The sequence below is a fragment of the Azotobacter beijerinckii genome (genome assembly GCF_900110885.1).
Lineage (GTDB): Bacteria > Pseudomonadota > Gammaproteobacteria > Pseudomonadales > Pseudomonadaceae > Azotobacter > Azotobacter beijerinckii.
Window position 1 is genome coordinate 68,592 of sequence record NZ_FOFJ01000013.1, and the last position, 20,778, is coordinate 89,369.

General features: G+C 68.0%; 17 protein-coding genes. 9 read left to right on the forward strand and 8 right to left on the reverse strand.

Features of this window, described 5'->3' with window-relative positions:
* The first annotated feature begins 481 nt into the window (after positions 1-481).
* The 3 genes from BMY22_RS09095 (at position 482) to BMY22_RS09105 (ending at position 3,488) form a co-directional block, all read left to right on the forward strand.
* Positions 482-1,576 (forward strand): extracellular catalytic domain type 2 short-chain-length polyhydroxyalkanoate depolymerase, encoded by a 1,095-nt coding sequence (locus BMY22_RS09095; RefSeq protein WP_090621354.1) that lies wholly within the window; start codon positions 482-484, stop codon positions 1,574-1,576.
* Positions 1,577-1,580: 4 nt separating this feature from the next.
* Positions 1,581-2,120, forward strand: coding sequence for a hypothetical protein (locus BMY22_RS09100; RefSeq protein WP_090621356.1), 540 nt, complete (start codon positions 1,581-1,583; stop codon positions 2,118-2,120).
* Positions 2,121-2,360: 240 nt separating this feature from the next.
* Positions 2,361-3,488 carry a metal-dependent hydrolase gene (locus BMY22_RS09105; protein ID WP_090621357.1) on the forward strand — a complete coding sequence of 376 codons (1,128 nt, stop codon included), beginning with the start codon at positions 2,361-2,363 and terminating at the stop codon, positions 3,486-3,488.
* A 54-nt stretch (positions 3,489-3,542) separates the two neighbouring features.
* Here BMY22_RS09105 and hppD read toward each other — a convergent pair whose 3' ends face one another.
* Complete coding sequence (gene hppD / locus BMY22_RS09110; RefSeq protein ID WP_090621359.1) at positions 3,543-4,622, reverse strand: 4-hydroxyphenylpyruvate dioxygenase; 1,080 nt, start codon at positions 4,620-4,622, stop codon at positions 3,543-3,545.
* 260 nt (positions 4,623-4,882) lie between these two features.
* On the opposite strand from hppD, the gene BMY22_RS09115 reads away from it, so the two are divergent.
* Positions 4,883-5,242, forward strand: coding sequence for a BON domain-containing protein (locus tag BMY22_RS09115; RefSeq protein WP_090621361.1), 360 nt, complete (start codon positions 4,883-4,885; stop codon positions 5,240-5,242).
* 69 nt (positions 5,243-5,311) lie between these two features.
* Here BMY22_RS09115 and BMY22_RS09120 read toward each other — a convergent pair whose 3' ends face one another.
* Positions 5,312-5,938 carry a LolA family protein gene (locus BMY22_RS09120; RefSeq protein WP_244158832.1) on the reverse strand — a complete coding sequence of 209 codons (627 nt, stop codon included), beginning with the start codon at positions 5,936-5,938 and terminating at the stop codon, positions 5,312-5,314.
* A 332-nt stretch (positions 5,939-6,270) separates the two neighbouring features.
* Here BMY22_RS09120 and BMY22_RS09125 point away from each other — a divergent pair, with 332 nt between their 5' ends.
* On the forward strand, positions 6,271-7,776 hold the full coding sequence (locus BMY22_RS09125; protein ID WP_090621363.1) for an extracellular catalytic domain type 1 short-chain-length polyhydroxyalkanoate depolymerase: 1,506 nt from the start codon (positions 6,271-6,273) through the stop codon (positions 7,774-7,776).
* 42 nt (positions 7,777-7,818) lie between these two features.
* Here the strand turns inward: BMY22_RS09125 and BMY22_RS09130 are convergent, their stop codons facing one another.
* The 4 genes from BMY22_RS09130 to BMY22_RS09145 form a co-directional block, all read right to left on the reverse strand.
* Positions 7,819-9,606, reverse strand: coding sequence for an ABC transporter ATP-binding protein (locus tag BMY22_RS09130; protein ID WP_090621365.1), 1,788 nt, complete (start codon positions 9,604-9,606; stop codon positions 7,819-7,821).
* A complete protein-coding gene (locus tag BMY22_RS09135) occupies positions 9,599-10,231 on the reverse strand; it encodes a DsbA family protein (protein ID WP_167363717.1) in 633 nt (210 codons plus the stop codon). Before BMY22_RS09135 ends, BMY22_RS09130 begins: the two co-directional genes overlap by 8 nt.
* A 196-nt stretch (positions 10,232-10,427) precedes the next feature.
* On the reverse strand, positions 10,428-10,736 hold the full coding sequence (locus tag BMY22_RS09140; RefSeq protein ID WP_090621367.1) for a BolA family protein: 309 nt from the start codon (positions 10,734-10,736) through the stop codon (positions 10,428-10,430).
* On the reverse strand, positions 10,733-11,233 hold the full coding sequence (locus BMY22_RS09145) for a DUF2059 domain-containing protein (RefSeq protein WP_090621368.1): 501 nt from the start codon (positions 11,231-11,233) through the stop codon (positions 10,733-10,735). The genes BMY22_RS09140 and BMY22_RS09145 overlap by 4 nt, the downstream gene beginning before the upstream one ends.
* A 155-nt stretch (positions 11,234-11,388) precedes the next feature.
* Between BMY22_RS09145 and BMY22_RS09150 the strand changes: the two genes are divergently transcribed.
* Positions 11,389-12,783 carry a class II fumarate hydratase gene (locus BMY22_RS09150; protein ID WP_090621370.1) on the forward strand — a complete coding sequence of 465 codons (1,395 nt, stop codon included), beginning with the start codon at positions 11,389-11,391 and terminating at the stop codon, positions 12,781-12,783.
* 142 nt (positions 12,784-12,925) lie between these two features.
* On the forward strand, positions 12,926-13,114 hold the full coding sequence (locus BMY22_RS09155; protein WP_090621372.1) for a DUF6316 family protein: 189 nt from the start codon (positions 12,926-12,928) through the stop codon (positions 13,112-13,114).
* Positions 13,115-13,152: 38 nt separating this feature from the next.
* Here BMY22_RS09155 and BMY22_RS09160 read toward each other — a convergent pair whose 3' ends face one another.
* Positions 13,153-13,992, reverse strand: coding sequence for an outer membrane protein transport protein (locus BMY22_RS09160; protein ID WP_090621373.1), 840 nt, complete (start codon positions 13,990-13,992; stop codon positions 13,153-13,155).
* 329 nt (positions 13,993-14,321) lie between these two features.
* Positions 14,322-15,806: a polyphosphate:AMP phosphotransferase gene (gene pap, locus BMY22_RS09165; RefSeq protein WP_090621375.1), complete on the reverse strand. Its 1,485-nt coding sequence runs from the start codon at positions 15,804-15,806 to the stop codon at positions 14,322-14,324.
* A 114-nt stretch (positions 15,807-15,920) separates the two neighbouring features.
* Between pap and mnmC the strand changes: the two genes are divergently transcribed.
* Entirely contained in the window at positions 15,921-17,882 is a 1,962-nt protein-coding gene (gene mnmC / locus BMY22_RS09170; RefSeq protein ID WP_090621376.1) for a bifunctional tRNA (5-methylaminomethyl-2-thiouridine)(34)-methyltransferase MnmC2/FAD-dependent 5-carboxymethylaminomethyl-2-thiouridine(34) oxidoreductase MnmC1, read from the forward strand.
* A gap of 133 nt (positions 17,883-18,015) precedes the next feature.
* Positions 18,016-20,757, forward strand: a complete 2,742-nt coding sequence (locus BMY22_RS09175; protein WP_090621377.1) for a hybrid sensor histidine kinase/response regulator — start codon at positions 18,016-18,018, stop codon at positions 20,755-20,757.
* Positions 20,758-20,778 lie beyond the last annotated feature (21 nt).

The following is a 20,778-nucleotide window of genomic DNA, read 5'->3' on the forward strand; positions in this document are numbered from 1 at the left end:
ATACACCACCGACCACACTCACCAGCGACGATCACGCATGACTCATGAATCGCACGACCCTGCAATTTCTCACCGCAACATGTAACGGCGACTTATGGCAGCCGGCCCCTCACGACAACGCAGCGCCTGACTTTTTGTCCGCTCAAAACATCTCGCAACTATCCGCCCGAGAACGAATAAAGTGCAGCCCCATGCAGCATGGCCGTGCATCCGCCGCAATCCCTGGGAACCAGCCGCCCGAGCCAGCGACTCACAGGCCGATAGATCCCGGGGCCGGGGCAGGCTCCATGAGCCATCCCACGGCGACCTTGCACTGTCACACCTTTTGACCATACTCGAAGACGGCCTTCGCCAAACCTTGACGAATCCCACCCTCAATCCAGATAGCATCCACTGAAAGGAGACAGCGAGTACAGGGACGGTCCCGGCCGTCGTGCTATCCCTCCCCGCCATGAACGGCGGGAGTCTCTCGCATGGAACGATGAGAAAAATTCCGACACCTCGTATCAAGGCTGGACTTGCGCTGGCGGCTTTGCTGGCTGTCACCACCGCCCATGCCCAACCGCCAACCACTAAACTGCCATCCTACGGCGCGGACATTCAAAAGACTTCGGTATCGGGACTGTCGTCCGGTGCCTTCATGACCTCCCAGCTCTACGTGGCGTTCTCGGACATCATGGTGGGAGCCGGCATCGTCGCCGGAGGCCCCTATTTGTGCGCGAAGTCATGGTCGGACAATACCCTGATGGAGAACGCCACCACCACCTGCATGGACCCTCTGACGCCCAGCGTCGGTCCCAATACCCCCTCGTTGGTCCGGCAGACAAGTTCGTTGGCCAGTTCCGGCAAGATCGGCACCCTGGACAATCTCAAGAACGACCGGATCTATATATTCAGCGGACAAAATGACGACACGGTCACCACCACGGTGGTGGACCAGACCTACAAGTTCTTCACATCGGTCGGGGTCCCCGAATCGTCCATCAAGTACGACAAGAGCGTCGATGCCGGCCATGCGCTGATCACCAACAGCAATACCGACACCTCATGTTCCCTGACCAAGGCTCCATATATCAACGACTGCAATTTCGAACAATCCGCCGTCATACTCAACCAGATCTATTCGGACTTGAAGCCGGCGGCCGATCAATTGAGCAGCCCAATCATCGCCTTCGACCAGTCGGAGTTCATCGACTCGGATAACACCAGCATGAGCGACACGGCTTATGCCTATGTCCCGGCGGCTTGCCAGAACGGCAAAAGCTGTCCCATCCATGTAGTGTTCCATGGCTGCAAACAGGGTGCGGCAGTCATCGGCGACAAGTATTACGCCCAGACCGGCTACAACCAGATGGCCGAAGCCAACGACTTCATCATGCTCTACCCCCAGGTGCAGCCCTCCAACGCCTCGCCGCTGAATCCGGAAGGGTGCTGGGACTTCTGGGGCTATTCCTCGCCGGGCGATCCGGACCCCGACTATTTCACCAACAATGCCCCCCAGCTGCGCGCCGTCCACAAGATGATCAGCCGCCTTGCCGGGCCCCGATCCGCGTCAGCCTCTCTCACTAAGGAGTAACACCATGGACGCCATCACAGCGGATGCAGCGATCGACCCGAAGTTGTCCGAGGCGCTCAAGCGCTGGAATGACTATGCGAGCGAAAGCGCCCAGAACGTGCAGGTTCTGTTCGAAGCCATCACGCCGGTCAAGGATACGCTCCAGATCGCCCAACAGATCACCGACTCCCTGCAGCGCACCCACTGGACGCCTACCGGTACGAACTGGGTGAACCCCTCGGCCCTGTTCACCGCCTATCAGGAACTGGCGGAGATTCAACTGGCCGCCCTGGAAAAGGAGAGCGATTGCTATATCCGCTTCCTGACCACCACCCTCGGGACCGGCAAGCAGATCACTGAGGCCATGCAGGGCGCTAGCTCCCCACAACAGTTCCTGGCCTCCTACCTGGACGCCAGCCTGAACATCGTCCAGCAGTATCAGGACGATGCCAGCAAACAGGCATCGACCCTTAGCCAGATTCAATCGGCCTACAGCGCTTGGCTGCAAAAGACGCTGGAAAGCCTGAGTGCGAAAACCTCGCCGGAGGACGCAACCGCTCCATAAACGCCGGACAGAAACAGCAGCGCCGGAACGATCCGGCGCTGCACTCCCCGACGGGCGCCGCTGCGCAACACTGCAGCCGACCCGGAATCTGAAGTCCAGAATCCACTGAAACCTCCCAGTGCCTCACTCCTGCGCCGCTCGGCGATAGCCCTCCGCAACAATCCGCCAAACAACCGATTATCCCTCCCACGCCCCGCTCGGCTACCTTATCCGTTCGCTTTCGCCTTACGGAACTCACCGATGGACTCGCTCACCCAGGCCGTGCTCGGCGCCAGCGTGCAGGGCGCGCTGCTCGGGCGCTGGCAGGGACGCAAGGCGCTGCTCTACGGCGCGCTGCTCGGTACCCTGCCCGATCTCGACGTGCTGATCGACTACGGCGACGCCGTCGCCAACATGACCCACCACCGCGGCTTCAGCCATTCCCTGTTCGTCCTCAGCGGCTTTGCGCTGCTGCTGACCTGGCTGCTGCGGCGTTTCAAGCCGCATCCGGGGTACAGTGGCAGCCGCCTGTTCCTTGCCGTCTGGCTGGTGCTGGTCACCCATGTGCTGCTGGACAGCCTGACCAGCTACGGCACCCAGCTGCTCTGGCCGCTGGCCACGCCGCCGGTGGTCTGGTCGAGCGTGTTCATCATCGATCCGCTGTACACCCTGCCGCTGCTCGGCGCGGTGCTGGGCGGCGTCCTGTGCAGCCTGCACGGCCGGGGTCTGCGCTGGCAGTACTGGGCGCTGGGCCTGTCGACCCTCTATCTGGGCCTGACCCTGGCCGGCAAGCAGATGGCCGAAGGGCGCGTGACGGCGGAACTGAAGCGCCAGGGCATTCGCGCCGAAGCGCTGTTCAGTGCGCCGACCCCCTTCAACAGCCTGCTCTGGCGGGTGCTGGTGCACGACGGCGAGGACTACCTCGAGGCGCTGGTCGGCTGGCTCGACCGCCAGCCGCCGGAGCTGGTCCGCCTGCCCCGCGGCAGCGCCCTGATGGCCGGGCTGGACGATTCGCCGCAACTGGCGAGACTGCGCTGGTTCACCCAGGACTGGCTGCGCTACGACAAGATCGACGGGAAGCTGGTAGTCACCGACCTGCGCTTGGGCATGACCGGCGCCCACCCCTTCCGCTTTGCCCTGGCCGCCGAGCACGACGGCCGCTGGCAGCTCCTGCCCCGGCCGGAGCGGCTGCCGATGAACCGCGGCCGCCTCGAGCATCTCGGGCTGCTGTGGCGGCGCATCTGGCACCAAGAGGCGCGCGTCCCCCTAGATGAGTGGGCCCGCGAGTTGCAGAAGTGGCAGTCGCCGCTCACCGCGAGCCCCACGACGCCACCCTCCCCGGCCGCCGGCGCTACGGCCGGTGCGCCTCTCCGACGCGGAGAGAGCTGATCCCGCTCTGCGCTTCGGGGGGAAAGGCCTGTGGCCGTTTCCCACTCTACGCGCCTATCCCTTCAGTACCCCGCGCCGGACCTGATCCTCTTCGATGGATTCGAACAGGGCGCGGAAGTTGCCCTCGCCGAAGCCCTGGTTGCCTTTGCGCTGGATGATCTCGAAGAAGATCGGGCCGATCAGGGCGTGGGTGAAGATCTGCAACAGGATGCCCTCCGCGCCTGCCGCGCCGTCGATCAGGATGTTCAGCTCGCGCAGCGCTTCCAGGGGTTCGCCGTGGCGCGGCACGCGGGCATCGACCTTCTCGTAGTAGGTGTCCGGGGTGTGCATGAACTCCACGCCGTTGGCACGTAGTGCGCGCACCGTGGCGTAGATGTCGTCGGTAGTCAGGGCGATGTGCTGGATGCCCTCGCCGCGGTAGTCGCGGATGAATTCGGCGATCTGCGAGCGGTCGTCGGCCGACTCATTGATGGGAATGCGGATCTTCCCGCAGGGCGCGGTCATCGCCCGCGACAGCAGGCCGGTGTGCCGGCCCTCGATGTCGAAGTAGCGGATCTCGCGAAAGCCGGCGATGCGCGCGTAGAAACCGGCCCAGAAGTCCATCCGCCCGCGCTCGACGTTGTGGGTCAGGTGGTCGATGGCGGTCAGGCCGACGGCGTTGTCCTGCGCGCTGCGCCCCTCGATGAAGTCGAAATCGACGTCATAGATGCTGCGCTCGCCGTAGCGGTCCACCAGGTAGAGCAGCGAGCCGCCGATGCCCTCGACGCAGGGGATGTTCAGCTCGCCGAAGTTGGCATGGCTGCCCAACAGTTTTGCCCCCTGGGCCTGCACGTAGGCGGCGGCCTGGGCCGCATTTTTCACCCGGAAGGCCATGGCGCAGGCGCTCGGCCCGTGGCGCTCGGCGAAGGCATGCACCGGCCCGCCGGGACTGCCGTTGAGGACGAAGTTGATGCCGCTCTGCTGGAACAGGAAGACCTCCTTGGAGCGGTGCCGGGCGGTTTCGGTGAAGCCCATGACGGTGAACAGCCCGCGCAGCTGGGCGATGCCCGCGGCGTTCGGCGCGGTGAACTCGACGAACTCGAAGCCGTCGGTACCGATGGGGTTGTGCGGGGCGATTTCCGGTATGGCGTTCATCTCGCTTCCTCGCGTTCGAAGTCTGTGCCGATACCTTCAGCACAGGCGAAGATCCGCCGCCGGGCAAGCGGCGGCTGCAGCCAGTCCGTCCCGCCAGGCTTTCCTGACGGCCGGTCGCCCGTGTGGCGGTTGCCGGATGCTGCGCAACTATAATCAATAGGAGGTTGTCACCGATGGTTTCCCGGCTGGAGACGACCGATGACAGGCCCTCCCATGACTATCCGAGCCCATGTCCTGTTCGGCTCGAGAGGTTCGCCATCATGAAAACCCATTCGTCCAGCCACACCCCCCACGGCCTCGGCGCCACCATCCACGACACCTGGATCACCGCCAACGTGAAGTCCTCCCTGGCCCTCGCCCGGGATACCCGCGGCCAGGAGATCCACGTCAAGACCCACGGCGGCGAGGTGTTCCTGAGCGGCATGGTCAACAGCCACCGGCAACGCAACGAAGCCCTCCAGCTGGCCCGCGCGGTGCATGGCGTCGTCCGGGTCGACGCCACCGGACTGGCAGTCAGCCTGTCGGCCACCGACCGCCCGTTCGAGGCGTCCAACTCCGAGGAAACCGCCGACTACCAGGCCTACGGAGCGCAGCAGAGCAAGATGGAAGATCGGCATTAGGGACGGTTGCGCGCACCGTGAGGCGCCGGGTCGGGCCAAGACCGGCGGCGCCCCTTCGTACCCTTGGCCTCAGGGCGTGAAAAACCGCCGGGGAAAGGGAACGTCGATCTCCGCGTCTGCCAGGTCGACACGTTCGATGAGCCGTCCGTCGCTGCCGAAGGTTTCGAAGCGCAACGGGAAGAGGCTGTCCTGCGCCAGCCAGATCCGGTAGCGTCGCACGTCCGGCCGGCTCGTCTCCGCCAGCCCGCCGATCTCGAAACCGACGACCGGTCGCGCGGCGACTTCCCCGTCGCCGAGTACGGTCAGCTTGCCGTGGGCCTGTAGCGCCCGGAAATTCGCCAGCTGCGTGCCGACGTCGGTGTGGTCGACGCGCAGGCCGTGCGGACCGCGGATCAACGTATTGTCGGGATCGAAACTGAGCCGCGGCAAGCCGTCCAGACCTAACGGCCAGACCCGTACCCGGTGCTCGCCGGGGTCGTAGATCAGCACCAGCCCCTCGTGCGGCCGGACGAACTCCATGCGGATCCAGCCAGGCTTGCGATAGAAATAGCGCAGCACCTGCCGCTCGCTGCCGCCGGCGATCCGGCGCACCGTGGCCCGGTAGCTGGTCAGCGCCTGGAAACGCTCCTGCGCCGCGGCCAGCGGATCGGCCCGGGACTCGCCGAGCAGGGCGAGGAGCAGCACGATCCAGGGCATGGCTCGTCCCCGCCCACGATCCGTCCTCGCGGAATGAGTGTCACAGGCATGCATCGGTGTCACCGGTTCGGCGCAGGCAATGGACGAAGTATCGACCACAAATCTCCGCCAGCCAGACGCCGGGTGACGGTCGGCCCCGCCGCGAGCGAATCCCGTAGCGCTCGCCGCGCTTTCCGCACGGGAAAACGGCAAGGGCAACGGTGGCAGTCTCAAGCGACCGAACGCTGGACGAGCCCCACCGATCATCCACAGGAGGGACTAGCCAGCGCTGCAGGGGAGTTCTACCCTGCAGCAAGCGAACGCCAGATCCACCCCGAGAAGGAATCGCCGCGATGCCTTGGAAACGGACCTTCCGCCTGCTCGTCCTATCCCTGCTCGTGCTGCCCGGCCTTGCCGCCTGGGCCGGCACCCTCGAGTCCTACAGCCTGCCCGCTGCCGACTATCCCGGCTCGCGCGAGCGCCAGTACAAGGTCTATGTGCCGGACGTGCTGCCCGCAGCGGCGCCCCTGGTGATGGCGCTGCACGGCTGCCGGATGGATCACGACGACGTGCTGCGCGACTGGGGGCTGACCGCCGCCGCCGACCGCTACGGCTTCATCCTGGTCGCGCCCTTCGTCACCGACTACGACGAGCCGCGCACCCCCAACTGCTGGGGCTTCTGGCTCGACGGGCAGCGCCATGCCGGTCGCGGCGAGGCGGAGGACCTGCTGCGCATCGCTCAGGCGGTGGAAGCCCGTCACACGGTCGACCCGGCGCGCCGCTACATCGCCGGACTCTCCTCCGGCGCGGCGATGAGCGTGGCGGAGGCGATCGCCCACAACGAATACTGGGCCGCAGCGGCCAGCGTGGCCGGCCTGCCCTACGGCGAGGACGTGCAGGCGGTGTCCTTCGCCGTCTGCCCGCTGAGCGGCGCCCGCATCCACAGCGTCGAGCAGGTAGCGGCCGACATGCGCGCCGAACTCGACGACCCCTACCCGATCCCGCTGCTGGTCGTGCAGAACGACAACGACTGCACCGTGGTGCAGAGCGCCGGGCGCCGCCTGCGCGACGCCCACCTCAAGGTCTTCGGCAGTGCCCCCTTCGACACCCCGGCCACCACCCTGGCGGCGCAGGGGCGCTGCTTCCCGGTGTTCGGCGGCAACGACTACGGCTGCCGCCGCGAGGTGTTCAGCGCCGACGGCAACAACGCCAGCCGCTCGCTGGTGGAAACGCTGTTCTACCAGGGACCGCTGGAAACCCCCGCGGCGGACGACGAGGACCGCGGCCACTACTGGATCGGCGGCGAACACGGCCGCGACGGCAACTACGCGCTGCGTCAGGGCCCCAGCCACCCGGACATCCTCTGGGAGTTCTTCGCCCGTCATCCCCGCAACGGCGCAACGGCCAGCGACCGGCCGCGAGTGACCATCGAAGGACCGAACCCGCTGCGCCTGGCGCTCGGCGAGCGCTTCGTCGATCCCGGCGCCCGCGCCGCGGACGAGCGGGACGGCGAGCTGGCGGTCGGCGCCGACTGCACGGTCGATACCCGCCGCACCGGGCGCTACGGATGTACCTACAGCACGACCAACCGGCGCGGCAAGCGCAGCGAGAGCATCCGTACGGTACTGGTCGAAGACCCGGAAGTCCCCGCGGCGACCTGCGCGACGGTCACGGCCTCGCCCGGTGGGCACTTTTTCGGGGGCCGAGCGGTGATCGGCGGCAGGCTCTTTCTCCGCGCCCTCGCCAGCGGAGACCGGGTGGACATCGGCTCACTCTTCCAGTGGTTGACCCCGGTGACGCTCCACGAGGGCTCGCCGGGGCAGTGGTTCATCCGCCCGACGCCGCCCTGCAGTTGGTAGGAAAGCCCCTGCGTCAGGCAACGACGTTTCCCGTACGCCGGCTCAGTGCTGCAGATGCCCGTAGAGCTTGGCATAGAGGCCGCCCTCGGCGATCAGTTGATGGTGGTCGCCCTGTTCGGCGATGCGCCCGCCGTCGAATACCAGCACCCGGTCGGCCTGCTTCACCGCGGACAGGCGGTGGGCGATGATCAGGGTGGTGCGGCCGTGGAGGAAGCGCCCCAGGGCCTGGTGCAGGGCGTATTCGGTGGCGGCGTCGAGGGCCGAGGTGGCCTCGTCGAGGATTACCACCTGCGGGTCGGCAAGCACCATGCGGGCGATCGCCAGGCGCTGCCGCTGGCCGCCGGAGAGACGCACGCCGGAGCGCCCGACCACGCTGCCCAGCCCCTGCGGCAGGGCGCGGATGGTCGGCGCCAGCTGGGCGATCTCCAGCGCCTGCCAGCAGGCCTCGTCGCTGCGCTCGCGGCCCAGGGTGAGGTTGGCGCGCACCGTGTCGTTGAACAGCGCCGGCTGCTGCAGGACCACCGCGACATGTTCGCGCACCCGCGCCAGGCCGATCTCCTGGAGGGTCGAGCCGCCGAAGCGGATGGTCCCGGACTGCGGGGTGTAGAGGCCGAGCAGCAGTTGCACCAGGGTGCTCTTGCCGCCGCCCGAAGCGCCGACCACCGCGACCTTCTCTCCCGGCGCGATGGACAGATCGAGGCCGTCCAGCACCGGCTCGTCGCGGTAGGCGAAATGCAGGTCGCGCACCTCGATGCCGACCGTGGTGCGTCCCCGGAAAGGGTCGACGCCGCCGGGATACTGCGGCTCGTCGGCGCGGGCGAGCAGCTCGTTGATCCGCGCCAGGGCGCCGCCGGCGGCGTAGAAGGCGTACTGCAGGCCGAGCAGTTGCTCCACCGGGGCGATCATGAACCACAGGTAGCTGAACACCGCGAGCATCTGCCCGATCGACAGGTCGGAGAACAGCACGGTGAGCATCGCCGCGGCACGGAACACGTCGATGCCGAACTGGAACAGCAGACCGCTGGCGCGGCTCGAGGCATCGGTCTTCCACTGCGAGGCGACCGCGCGGTCGCGCACTTCCTGGGCACGCTGGCCGAGGCGACCGAGGAAGAAGCCCTGGCGGTTGCCGGCGCGAACCTCCTGGATCGCCTCGAGGGTTTCGCTGAGCGCCTGGGTGAAGCGCGCGGTGCTGTCGTTCTCCAGCTTCTTCAGGTGCTTGACGCGCTTGCCGAGCAGCACCGTGGCGTAGATCACCAGGGGGTTGAACAGCAGGATCAGCAGGGCCAGCTGCCAGTGCATCCAGATCAGGATCGCCGAGGTGCCGGCCAGGGTCAGGACGGCGACCAGAAAGCGGCTCAGGGTATCGCCGACGAAGGTGTCGAGGGTATCCAGGTCGGTGACCAGATGGGCGGTCACGGTGCCGCTGCCGAGGCTTTCGTATTCGCCGAGGGAGATGCGCTCGAGGCGATCGATCAGGCGCAGGCGCAGGCGGTAGACGATGTCCTTCGAGAGGCCGGCGAACAGCTTGGCCTGCAGCACGCCGAACAGCAGCGCCGCGCCGCGCAGCAGCAGGGTCGCCAGCAGCATCAGGCCGATGTAGCCGACCGCGTTCTGCCAGACGGCGGGCAGCAGGTGATCCATCAGCCGCAGCGCCGCGTCGCCCTGTTTGAGCAGCACCTCGTCGACCAGCAGCGGCAGCAGGAGCGGAATCGGCACGCTGGCCAGGGCCGCCAGCACGGCGACGCCGTTGGCCAGCAGCAGGGCCTTGCGGTGATGCAGGGCGAGCCGGCGGATCTCCGCCCAGCTCAGGCGATCGGACGGCTCAGGCATGGACGGCACGCTCCAACCAGCGCTCCAGCAACGGCGACAGGCGCTCCAGCGGCTGATGGCCGTTGGTCAAGAGAGCGAGCATGCCGTTGCGCTCGGCCAGCAGGGTCGGGAAGCCGGCGATGCCGAGCCGCTCGACCCAGGCGAAATCGGCGCGGGTGGCGGCCCGCTGCTCGGCGCTGTCGAAGGCCTCGGCGAAGCAGCAGCGGCTGAAGCCGGCGGTTTCGGCCAGCTCCAGCAGGACGCGCGCATGGGTAACATCACGACCCTCCAGGTAGAAGGCCTGCTGGATCAGCCGCGCGAGACGCCCCACCCGTCGCGGCGCGAGGTGGCGCGCCACCACCAGCGCCCGGCAGGCCGGCTCGGTGTCGTAAACCAGGCCCTCCGGCAGCCCCCCGGCGAAGTTGAAAGGCTGGCCGGTTTCGCCGCTCACCGCCCGCCAGTGGGCGAAGATGCGCTCGCGAGCCGGCTCGCTGAGCGGTGCGCACTCCTGGCGCAGGCCGCCGACCACCCAGTCCAGCCTTACGCCCGCCTGCGCTGCCTGACGGGCCAGCTCCTCGACCACCGGGGCGAAGCCCCAGCACCAGGAGCACATCGGATCCATTACATAGAGCAGGCGCTGACTCATACGAACTCCGTAGCGCGTGTGGAGGGTGCGTTTTCTGATCGTAGTCAGCCGGGCCGGGGGGTGTGGCCCTTGGCCGGCAAAAAAGCTGTCGATACCCTGAAAATGGCTGCGCCGGCGTGGGCCGGCGCAGGGCGGAGTTTACCGCAGCGGGAGCAGCCTGACGGACTGCGGCAAACTGCCGCTCGTCCGCGTGGCCTCAGTGATCGTGCTTGCTACCGCCGGCACAGAGCGGCGAATCCGGCGCGACGCCGCGCTCCGCCCACTCCTCGGGGGTGTAGGTGTGCAGGGCCAGGGCATGGATCTGCCCCATCAGTTCGCCGAGGGTGGCGTAGACTTTCTGATGGCGCTTGACCACGCCCAGACCGGCGAACTGCGGGCTGACGATCACCGCCTTGTAGTGGGTCTCCTGACCGCGACTGTGCATGTGGCTTTCGTCGAGCAGCTCCAGGTACTGGGGTTCGAGGGCCGCCAGGGCGGTCTTGATGCGTTCGCTCTTGAGGGTCATTTCTTGGGCTCTCCCAGCTCTTTCTGCATGTCTTCAAGCAGCTTGTTCACTTCCGGCACCGCCGCCTCCAGCGCCGCCTGGGTAATCTGCGCCGACTGCGCGGTCAGCGCCGGCATGCTCTGCAGGACCTTCTGGCCCAGCGGCGACTGGTAGAACTCGAGCAGATCCTTCATCTCGCTTTCGCTGAAGGTGCCGGTGTAGAGCTTGACCAGATCGGGCTTGAGCTTGTCCCAGCCGACCGCCTTGTCCAGCGCGGTATTGGCCCGGGCCTGGTAGCGCTCGAGCAGCGGCTGCTTGCTCTGCGGCGCCTTGGCCTCGGCGAAGCGCCGGGCGAACATCTGCTGCACCTGGGCGTAGACCGGCACGGTCAGCTTGTCGGCCCGCACCACCTGGAGGAACTTCTCCGCGGCGGCGGCATGGCTGGCAGCGTCGGCCAGCGCCTGGCCGCTGGCGCAGAGCAGCAGAGAGGCGGCGCAAAGCACTCGAAAACGGGACATTCGGACATCCTTCTAGGCAAGGCAAAAGGGGAAAAACCTCCGACGAGGCCTTCCCGGCCGGGCCATTCTGCGCCCAAGCCGGAGGGCGCTCAAGGGAGGCCGGCGGAGGCGGCGTCTACACTCCGGTACAGCCCACTCCCGAGGAGAACTGCCGCATGAGCCGCATCGAAACCGACAGCCTGGGGCTGATCGAGGTTCCCGACGAAGTCTACTGGGGCGCCCAGACACAGCGCTCGCTGATCAACTTCGCCATCGGCCAGGAGCGCATGCCGCTGGCCGTTCTGCACGCCCTGGCGCTGATCAAGAAGGCCGCGGCGCGGGTCAACGAGCGCCTCGGCGACCTGCCGCCGGAGGTCGCCCGGCTGATCGAGCGGGCCGCCGACGAGGTGATCGCCGGCCGGCTCGACGACCAGTTCCCGCTGGTGGTCTGGCAGACCGGCAGCGGCACCCAGAGCAACATGAATGTCAACGAGGTGATCGCCGGGCGGGCCAACGAGCTGGCCGGCGGGCCGCGCGGCGGCAAGAGTCCGGTGCATCCCAACGACCACGTCAACCGCGCGCAGAGTTCCAACGACTGCTTCCCCACCGCCATGCACATCGCCGCCGTACGCGCCGTGCGGCTGGACCTGCTGCCGGCCGTCGAGGAACTGGCCGAGGCCCTCGACGTTCAGGCCAAGCGCCATGCCCGGCTGGTCAAGACCGGACGCACCCACCTGATGGACGCCACGCCGGTCACCTTCGGCCAGGAACTCTCGGCCTTCGTCGCCCAGCTGGGCCTGGCCGAACGGGCAATCCGCGCGGCGCTGCCGGCGGTCTGCGAGCTGGCCCAGGGCGGCACCGCGGTCGGCACCGGGCTGAACGCGCCGCGCGGCTTCGCCGAGTCCATCGCCGCGGAACTCGCCGCGCTCTCCGGACTGCCCTTCGTCTCGGCGCCGAACAAGTTCGCCGCCCTCGCCGGCCACGAGCCGCTGGTGAGCCTCTCCGGCGCGCTGAAAACCCTGGCGGTGGCGCTGATGAAGCTCGCCAACGACCTGCGCCTGCTCGGCTCCGGGCCGCGCGCCGGCTTCGCCGAGGTACGCCTGCCGGCCAACGAGCCGGGCAGCTCGATCATGCCCGGCAAGGTCAACCCGACCCAGTGCGAGGCACTGGCCATGCTCGCCTGCCAGGTGCTGGGCAACGACGGCACCATCGCCTTCGCCGCCAGCCAAGGGCACCTGCAGCTCAACGTCTACAAGCCGGTGATCATCCACAACCTGCTGCAGTCGGTGCGCCTGCTCGCCGACGGCTGCCACAACTTCCGCCAGCATTGCATCGAGGGGCTGGAGCCGGACCCGCGGCGGATGACCGAGCACCTCGAGCGCAGCCTGATGCTGGTGACCGCGCTGAACCCGCACATCGGCTACGACAAGGCCGCAGAAATCGCCAAGAAGGCCTACGCCGAGGGCACCACCCTGCGCGAGGCCGCCCTGGCGCTGGGCTACGTCGGCGCCGAGGACTTCGATGCCTGGGTGCGTCCCCAGGACATGCTGGACGCTGGCCGGCACGGCTGAAGGGAACACCGCAGGGAACATCGGCCATACTTTTGTCCGACAGGACCTCGGGTATTGTGGCTCCGGTGGCATGGCCTCCGGGTTCGAGGAGCGGCATGCCACCAATCCCCCCGAGCCATAGAGCAACGCAAGGAGCACTGCCATGTCCGCACACCGCTCGACCGACACGACTCCCACCCCCCACTTCCGCGCCGACCGCATCAGTGTCGTCAACCACGAGTTCTTCTTCGACACCCGCGAGGGCCAACTGATGGGGCCCTACGCCAGCCGCGAGGAAGCCCTGAAGGGCGTCCAGGACTATATCCGCCAGTGCCAGGGAAACCCCGGTTAAGGGCTGCTCCCGGCAGGCCTGGCTCTCCCGGCCGCCCCTCAGAAACGCCAGACCATGCCGCCGCCGACGATGCGCAGGGTGCTGTTGGCTGGCTCGCTAGGCAGGATGTCGGTGCGCCCCCGACTGCTCGAGCGGTCCGGCGATGCGCCGAACCGGATCAGGCTGTAGCCGAACTGCAGCTCCATCCCCTCCTCCATCTGGTAACGCAGCCCGGCGGCCAGGCGCAGATTCTCCGGCAACGGGTCGGTCGGGGTACGCCCCTTGCCGGCCCGCGACGAAGAGCCGTATCTCACCCCGACGCTCCAACTCAACCGCTCGCTGAGCTGCTGCTCCGCCCCCAAGGCGAGGCGCCAGGTGTCCCGGTACTGGTGCTCGGAGGCACCCGAGGTCGCGGCACCGAGGGCCTGCGCCTCGTTGGCGCTCCTGTCGAGTCCGCCCCAGCCCTGCCCCTGCCAGCCCACGCTGGCCGAAAGCATCCACCCGCTGTCGAGCCGATGGGCAACGCTCGCGGTGACGGTGCGCGGTGCCCGCGTGTCGGCGATCAGCCGATTGGCCTCCAGAAACCCCAGGGCGAGGTTCGCCACGGGACTGGCGACGCCGGAGCGCTCGTCGAGATCCTGCTCGTAGCTGCTGGCAGAGGCCACTCCCAGCCAGGTGTTCTTGCCCAGCCGGTACAGCTGGCCCAGGCTGACTCCGGCGATCGTGTCGCTGTCGCGATAGGCCGGCGGTGTCCCGAGCGGCGGAAAGGCCATGCCGGCCGGCGCTCGGGAACCGGCAGCGGCTGGCCCTTCGGCAAGGTTGAACATGGCGTCGTCGGCCCAGCCGGTGCCGGCAGCACCGAGCAGGGCCAAGCCGAACAGAACCTGGCGGGTTGGCATGGTAGCCACCTCTCTAGCATCCATAGGGAGGGTGTACCAGCCGTGAAGACTGATCGGGTCGGAGCATGGCGGCGCAACATCCCACCTGCCCCTCCCGGAAAACATCCAGGACACGGACTGGTAGTCCGTCGACCTCGTGTGGGCTTCGATACCGGCGGAGCGCTATCGCATGGCCATGCCCAGTGTCAGTCAACCTCGACAATCATAGTTGGCGAAACGACGGTCTTCTGCCGAACCAAGCTCCGCCAGCCCCCGCAGCCACAGGAGCCGGGCTGCCCGTTCGTCGGCTGCCCGGCGAGCCGACGAACGGGCAGCAAGGGCGATGCGTTTCAGCCGCGAAACGCCCTCTCCAGCGCCTCGTTGAGAGTGCGCAGGATCTTCACCCGGGCGAAGTACTTGTCGTTGGCCTCGACCAGGGTCCAGGGGGCGATCCCGGTGCTGGTGCGGTCGACCATGTCGCCCACCGCATCGCAGTAGGCGTCCCACTTGTCGCGGTTGCGCCAGTCGTCCGGGGTGATCTTGAAGCGCTTGAAGGGCGTCGCCTCGCGCGCCTTGAAGCGCTCGATCTGGGTCTGCTGGTCGATGGCCAGCCAGAACTTGACCACCACCACCCCGGCACCGGTCAGCTCCTCCTCGAAATCGTTGATCTCGCCGTAGGAGCGCAGCCAGTCGACCTCGCTGCAGAGGCCCTCGACCCGCTCCACCAGTACCCGCCCATACCAGGAGCGGTCGAAGATGGTGAACTTGCCGCGCGCCGGGATGTGCCGCCAGAAACGCCACAGGTAGGGTTGCGCGAGTTCCTCGTCGGTCGGCGAAGCGACCGGCACGATGCGGTACTGGCGCGGGTCCAGCGCCCCGGTGACGCGGCGGATCGCCCCGCCCTTGCCGGCGGCGTCGTTGCCCTCGAACACCGCCAGCAGGGCATGCTGGCGCATCCGCTTGTCGCGCATCAATCCGGCCAGGCGCGCCTGCTCGACGAGCAGCTGCGCCTGATAGTCGGCCTTGTCCAGCGTCTGGGTCATGTCCAGGGCATCCAGCAGGGCGCGGTTGTCGAGGCTGGACACCAGGGGCGCCGCATGGGGGCTGCTGCGCGCCGCCCCCTCGCGCTTCAGGGCCGCCTGCAGGCCCTCGAGGAGGATGCGCCCGACGCTCAGGCTGCGGTAGTTGGCGTCGGTTCCCTCGATCACGTACCAGGGCGCGAAGTCCCGGTTGGTGCGGCGCAGCACCCGCTCGCCATGACGCACGAACTTGTCGTAGGTCTTCGACTGCTGCCAGTCCAGCGAGCTGAGCCGCCAGCTGTGCAGGGGATCGTCGTTGAGGGCCTTGAGACGCTCCTTCATGCGCTTCTTCGACAGGTGGAACCAGAACTTGAAGATCAGCGCCCCCTCGTCGCTGAGCATGCGCTCCAGGCGCCCAGCGATATCGATGGCTTGGTCGAGGCGGGCGTCGTCGATCCGCCCGCCGATCCGCGCCTGTAGCATCTGGCTGTACCAGGTGCCGAAGAAGATGCCGGTCCGCCCCTTCGGCGGCAGCTTCCGCCAGTAGCGCCAGGCCGGCGGACGGGCCAGTTCCTCGTCGGTCGGCTGGTCGAAGGTGCTGACCTCGATCAGCCGCGGGTCCATCCACTCGTTGAGCAGCTTGACCGTCTCGCCCTTGCCCGCCCCCTCGATCCCGCTGATCAGCACCAGCACCGGAAAGCGGCCCTGCTCCTTGAGCTCGAACTGAGCCTCCAGCAGGGCCTCGCGCAGCGCCGGAACCTGGGCGTCGTAGGTCGCATCGTCGATGGTGTGGCCGATTTCCGCGGACTCGAACATGGGAAACTCCTGGAGCAACAGGGATACGTTCAGCGTAACGAATGAATGGCACGCTGTCCGGCACCGCCCGGGGGTTCGGGTAGAATGCGCCGCCGATTTTCCAGGAGAACGCCCATGCCCGACTTCCAGCACGCCCAGCTCGACTGGGACGAGCACGGCCAGCCGCTGTCGCGCGGCTTCGGCGACGTGTACTTCTCCCGCGCCTCGGGGCTGGAGGAAACCCGCCACGTGTTCCTCGCCCACAACGCGCTGCCGCTGCGCTTCGCCGCGCTGCCGGCCGGCGGGCGGCTGACCGTCGGCGAGACCGGTTTCGGCACCGGGCTGAACTTCCTCTGCGCCTGGCAGTTGTTCGAGCGCACGGCGCCGACCGACGCCCGCCTGCACTTCGTCAGCGTCGAGAAGTTTCCCCTGACTCGCGCCGACCTGCGCCAGGCGCTGGCCCTCTGGCCGGAGCTGGCCGCGTATGCCGGGGCGTTGCTGGAGCAGTATGTCGCCGTGCATCCGGGCTTCCAGCGCTTCGTCTTCGCCGAGGGCCGGGTGGTGCTGACCCTGCTGGTCGGCGACGTGCTGGAGCGCCTGCCCGAGCTGGATGCGCGCATCGACGCCTGGTTCCTCGACGGCTTCGCCCCGGCGAAGAACCCGCAGATGTGGACGCCGGAACTGTTCGCCGAACTGGCCCGGCTGTCCGCCCCCGATGCGACCCTGGCGACCTTCACCAGCGCCGGCTTCGTGCGCCGCGGACTGCAGGAAGCGGGCTTCGTCCTGCAGCGGGTCAAGGGCTTCGGCCAGAAGCGCGAGATGCTCGCCGGACGTTTCGAGGGCGCGCCGCAGGATACCGCCAGCCCCTGGTTCGCCCGCCCGCCGCATCCTGCCGGCGCCCGCGAGGCGCTGGTGATCGGCGCCGGCCTGGCCGGCTGCGCCGCGGCCGCCAGCCTGGCCCGGCGCGGCTGGCAGGTGACGATTCTGGAGCGCCGCGACGGGGTCGCCGAGGAAACCTCCGGCAATCCCCAGGGCGTGCTCTACCTCAAGCTGTCGGCCCACGGCACCGCGCTCTCCCGGCTGATCGTCGCCGGCTTCGGCTTCACCCGCCGACTGCTGCAGCGCCTCGAACCGGGTCGCGACTGGGCGCCGTGCGGCGTGCTGCAGTTGGCCTTCGACGCCAAGGAAACGGCACGCCAGGCCGAACTGGCCGCGGCCTTCCCCGCCGACCTGCTGCACCGCCTGAACCGCGAGCAAGCCGAAGCCCTGGCCGGGGTCGCCCTGGACAGCGGCGGGCTGTTCTACCCCGAGGCCGGCTGGGTGCATCCGCCGGCACTCTGCGCGCAACTGGCCGAACACCCGAACATCCGTCTGCTGACCCACCGGGAGGTCCTCGCGCTGCACCGCGAGAGCGGCCGGTGGTGCGCCCGGGCCGGCGAAACGCTGCTCGCCCGGGCGCCGGTCGCGGTGCTCGCCGGCGGCGCGGAGATCGCCCGCTTTCCCGAGGCCGCCGGGCTGCCGCTCAAACGCATCCGCGGGCAGATCAGCCGTTTGCCGGCGACCGCCGCCAGCCAAGACCTGAAGACCGTGCTCTGCGCCGAAGGCTACGTCGCCCCGCCACGCGCCGGCGAGCACACCCTGGGTGCCAGCTTCCGCTTCGACTACGACGAACTGGCACTGACTGCCGAGGAACATGCGGAGAACCTGCAACTGCTGCGGGAAATCTCCACCGACCTGGCGGGAAGCTTGCAGGCCGACCGGCTCGATCCGGCGGAGCTGGCAGGTCGCGCGGGCTTTCGCTGCACCAGCCCGGACTACCTGCCGCTCGTCGGTCCCCTGGCCGACGCCGCGGCCTTCGCCGAGACCTACGCCGTGCTGGGCAAGGATGCCCGTCAGGTGCCGCAGCGCCCCTGCCCCTGGCTGGAGGGCCTGTATGTCAGCAGCGGCCACGGCTCGCGCGGCCTGCTCAGCGCGCCGCTGTCCGGGGAGCTTTTGGCCGCCTGGCTGGACGACGAACCGCTGCCGGTTCCGCGGACGGTGGCCGAGGCCTGCCACCCCAACCGCTTCGCCCTGCGCCGACTGATTCGCGGGGGCTGAGGCGGTACCACCGCCTCGCCCCACACCGGGCGCGCACAGCGGATGCTTGATGCGCCCACGGCATCCGGGCAAAGTTCCTCCTTCTGACCCGAGGTTCCCAACGGGAAAATTCGCGCTCGCTAGAGGATTGGGGATGGTGCGCATCATCTGGATGCTGTTGCTGCTGTCGAGTCTCGCCTCGGCCCGGGCCGCCCAGCCGGCCGTGCTCGCGGACCAGGAGGTCCGCCTGCCCCTGGGACCGCACACCCGCTACCTCGAAGACCGCGATGCCAGCCTCGACGCTGCCCAGGTGCTGGCGCTGCATGACGAGGCCTTCCGGCCGGTCGAGGGCAACCAGGCCAACCTGGGCCACAGCCGCTCGGCCTGGTGGTTCCGGGTCGACCTACAGAACACCCGCGCACAGGCCCTGTCCGGTTTTCTCGAGATCAACTATCCGTTGCTCGACGACGTCCGGCTGACCCTGCTGACCCCGGACGGCCAGCTCCAACACCAGGAAGGCGGCGATGCCCGGCCGTTCCGGCTGCGCCCGGTACAGGTGCGCAACCTCTGGTTCCCCCTGGAGCTGCCGCCAGGCAGCAGCACCCTGTTGATCCGCGTGAAGAGCAACAGCGCGATCAGCGTGCCGTTGTATTTCAGCACCAGCGGGGCCAGCGTGGCCGCCCAGGAACGCCTGGAAGGCCTGAACGGCGCCTTTTATGGCGTGCTGCTGGCCCTGTTCTGCTACCAGCTGTTTCTCTTCCTTTTCCTGCGCGAACCCAGCCAGGGCTGGTACCTGCTCTACAGCCTCAACGCCATCCTGCTCGCGCTCAGCGTCGACGGCTTCCTGCTCCAGTGGTCGCCCGGCCCGCAGCTGGTCGCCGTGTACCTGCTGACCTTCACCTTCTGGCTGGCCGCCACCCAGCTCACCCGGCACTTTCTGAACATCCCCCAGTATTTTCCCCTGCTCGACCGCGCCCTGCGCCTGTGGATGCTCGCTCTCGGCGCCGCGCTGTTCGCCGCCCCGCTGATCGGACTGCAGGCCTGGGGCGTCCTCGCCAGTCTCGCCACCCTGATCGGCGCCCTGCTGCTGCCCGGCTGCGGCGCCCATGTATGGCGCAAGAGCCTGCGCGCCGGCGCCTACCACCTCGCCGCCTGGGCGCTCCTGCTGGTGTCGCTGGGGGGCCTGGCCGGCAGCGCGCTGGGCCTGGAGCTGCTCGGCGACCACTGGATGGCGCTGGCCAAGCTGGGCACCGCCATCAACCTGCTGGTACTCGCCGTCGGTCTGGCCGACCGCTTCCAGCAACTACGCAGGGAAGGGCTGCATTCGTACCAGGCCGCCGAGGAGGCGTTCCTGCAGAATCAGGCTAAGAGCCGCTTCCTGGCCAAGATGAGCCACGAGATCCGCACCCCGCTCAACGGCGTGCTGGGTATGCTGCAGCTGCTCAAGGAAACCCGCCTGGACCACAGCCAACGCTTCTACGTGGACACCATCGCCAGTTCCGGCAGCACCCTGATGGCGGTGATCAACGACATCCTCGACTACGCGCGCATCGAATCCGGCAAGCTCAGCCTGGAGCACATCGAGTTCGATCTCGAGGAGATGCTGTCCGACACCCTCAACCTGTTCACCGCCCAAGCGATGGAAAAGCGCCTGCGCCTGCACATGAGCCTCGACGAGGGCGTGCCGCGCCACATCCAGGGCGATCCGACCCGCCTCAAGCAGGTGCTGACCAACCTGCTGAGCAATGCCCTGAAGTTCACCTCCGAGGGTCAGGTGCGGCTCGACGTCAGCCGCCGGCGCCGGAGCGACGGCTCGGAGCGCCTGTATTTCAGCGTCAGCGACAGCGGCATCGGGATCCGCCAGGAGGCCCAGGCTCGGCTCTTCGAATCCTTCAGCCAGGGCGACTCCAGCACCACTCGCCGCTACGGCGGCAGCGGCCTGGGCTTGGCGATCAGCAAGGAACTGGTGGAAATGATGGGCGGCCACATCGAGGTGCAGAGCACTCCGGGACTCGGCAGCCGCTTCACCTTCGACATGCCGCTGCAGCGCGGCGGCGAGGGCCGCGACGAGCTGTTCCAGTTGCTGGTCGGGCACACTGCGCTGCTCGCCTCGCTGGATGGCTTCGCGTTGGACGCCATCGGCCGCCTGCTCGGCCGCTGGGGCATGCACACCGAGCGCTGCCGGATTCCGGAAAAGCTTCCCGAACAGCTGGCCGGCTTCGACGAACCACCGCTGCTGCTGCTGATCGCGCCCTGGCCGGGCAGCGTCGAGCACTGGCTGGACGCCCTCTATCCGCACCTGGCGCCCGGTCAGCGGCTGCTGCTGGTCTGCCCGCCGGAGCAGTGCCGGCAGCTGCCGGCCAGTCGCAGCAGCCTACAGATGCTCGGCCTGCCCCAGCCGGTCGGCGTCGCGGCGCTGCGCAAAAAGCTCGTGGAACTGCACATGGAGCCCGCCCGTCCGCTGGCACCGATCGAGGACCCCGCCGGCGACAGCCGGGTGCCCTGCATCCTCATCGCCGAGGACAACCCGGTGAACCAGCTGGTGGTCCAGGAACTGCTGAAGAAGCGCGGCTACCATGTGCGCCTGGCCGGCAACGGCGCCGAGGCGGTGGCCGAATACCACCGTTCGCCCGGCTCGATCCAGATGATCCTGATGGACTGCGAGATGCCGGAAATGGACGGCTTCGAGGCCACCCTGCAGATCCGCCTGCTGGAGCGCCTGCGCAAATGGCCGGCGGTGCCGATCATCGCCCTCACCGCGCACACCCTCGACGAGCACCGGGAATACGGACTCGAGGTGGGGATGAACGACTTCCTCGGCAAACCGGTGGACAAGCAGTTGCTGCACGCCACCGTGGAGCGCTACCTGTCGACTCGAACGCTGGTGGACAATTGAGGCCGGGCGGTCCCGCCCGCT

Excerpts from the sequence above, each read along its gene's own strand:
- BMY22_RS09145 (WP_090621368.1), bottom strand. The coding sequence starts at position 11,233 with ATGTCCCGTTTTCGAGTGCTTTGCGCCGCCTCTCTGCTGCTCTGCGCC.
- BMY22_RS09115 (WP_090621361.1), top strand. The coding sequence starts at position 4,883 with ATGAAAACCCATTCGTCCAGCCACACCCCCCACGGCCTCGGCGCCACC.
- BMY22_RS09140 (WP_090621367.1), bottom strand. The coding sequence starts at position 10,736 with ATGACCCTCAAGAGCGAACGCATCAAGACCGCCCTGGCGGCCCTCGAA.
- BMY22_RS09175 (WP_090621377.1), top strand. The coding sequence starts at position 18,016 with ATGGTGCGCATCATCTGGATGCTGTTGCTGCTGTCGAGTCTCGCCTCG.
- BMY22_RS09160 (WP_090621373.1), bottom strand. The coding sequence starts at position 13,992 with ATGCCAACCCGCCAGGTTCTGTTCGGCTTGGCCCTGCTCGGTGCTGCC.
- BMY22_RS09130 (WP_090621365.1), bottom strand. The coding sequence starts at position 9,606 with ATGCCTGAGCCGTCCGATCGCCTGAGCTGGGCGGAGATCCGCCGGCTC.
- pap (WP_090621375.1), bottom strand. The coding sequence starts at position 15,806 with ATGTTCGAGTCCGCGGAAATCGGCCACACCATCGACGATGCGACCTAC.
- BMY22_RS09125 (WP_090621363.1), top strand. The coding sequence starts at position 6,271 with ATGCCTTGGAAACGGACCTTCCGCCTGCTCGTCCTATCCCTGCTCGTG.
- BMY22_RS09095 (WP_090621354.1), top strand. The coding sequence starts at position 482 with ATGAGAAAAATTCCGACACCTCGTATCAAGGCTGGACTTGCGCTGGCG.
- BMY22_RS09135 (WP_167363717.1), bottom strand. The coding sequence starts at position 10,231 with ATGAGTCAGCGCCTGCTCTATGTAATGGATCCGATGTGCTCCTGGTGC.
- BMY22_RS09150 (WP_090621370.1), top strand. The coding sequence starts at position 11,389 with ATGAGCCGCATCGAAACCGACAGCCTGGGGCTGATCGAGGTTCCCGAC.
- BMY22_RS09120 (WP_244158832.1), bottom strand. The coding sequence starts at position 5,938 with ATGCCCTGGATCGTGCTGCTCCTCGCCCTGCTCGGCGAGTCCCGGGCC.
- hppD (WP_090621359.1), bottom strand. The coding sequence starts at position 4,622 with ATGAACGCCATACCGGAAATCGCCCCGCACAACCCCATCGGTACCGAC.
- mnmC (WP_090621376.1), top strand. The coding sequence starts at position 15,921 with ATGCCCGACTTCCAGCACGCCCAGCTCGACTGGGACGAGCACGGCCAG.
- BMY22_RS09155 (WP_090621372.1), top strand. The coding sequence starts at position 12,926 with ATGTCCGCACACCGCTCGACCGACACGACTCCCACCCCCCACTTCCGC.
- BMY22_RS09105 (WP_090621357.1), top strand. The coding sequence starts at position 2,361 with ATGGACTCGCTCACCCAGGCCGTGCTCGGCGCCAGCGTGCAGGGCGCG.
- BMY22_RS09100 (WP_090621356.1), top strand. The coding sequence starts at position 1,581 with ATGGACGCCATCACAGCGGATGCAGCGATCGACCCGAAGTTGTCCGAG.